The following is a 663-nucleotide window of genomic DNA, read 5'->3' as shown; positions in this document are numbered from 1 at the left end:
AATCCGCTGAGACTCCAGCCACGGAATCCCCTTGGTTAGTACGTGCTGCAGCATGTCCAGCAGGGATGTTCGAAGTTCGCTTTCGTTACCGTACGAAAAGACCGGCTGATATCCATGCTCCTGCATCCAGACCTGAACATCCCATATATAGTAGGGAGGATGGTAAAATAACCTGATCTTTTTAGTTATTATATCTTCATCTTTATTAAAGGTAATCCTATATCGATAGGAGTCTATAACCTTGTAAAAAACAATTCTATTTTCACTATCTCCTCCTTCAGCTTTACGCAGGAGAGTAAATCCGTGCTTTTCCAGAGGTTCCTTTAACACCTCTAGGATGACTTCATTCACTCTCCATTTCGTTTGGTTCCCATTGACTCTAATGATTCCTTTTTCCTTTAGCATGCTGTCATCGAGCATATTGATATAGTCAAAAGACATAAAGGTTAGGGTTTCCAACGCGAAAGCCTGCTTAAAATGATCGACCCCCTCCGGGTCCAAAGGATTGGATTTAAGTAAAGAATGTAAAAGGTTTATGGATTCGCGGTTTGTGGCAAAAGGAACCCAGGCCTCCGTTTGTAACGGTTCAAGCATCATTTTCTTTGGTTTCTCAAAGGGGATATCTATATGAACCTTAAGGGCTCCGTCATCCCAAAAGTCGGC

Annotated in this window: 1 protein-coding gene; it reads right to left on the bottom strand. The window is 42.4% G+C overall.

Annotated elements, in window-relative coordinates:
* Nucleotides 1-663 (bottom strand): hypothetical protein (locus G5B47_RS25270; RefSeq protein WP_165104224.1); only part of this gene is annotated, 663 nt, incomplete at both ends.

Source organism: Paenibacillus apii, assembly GCF_011043685.1.
GTDB lineage: Bacteria > Bacillota > Bacilli > Paenibacillales > Paenibacillaceae > Paenibacillus_AQ > Paenibacillus_AQ sabinae.
The sequence above is the reverse complement of the archived record's forward strand: the minus strand, read 5'-3'. Positions and strand labels throughout refer to the sequence as shown.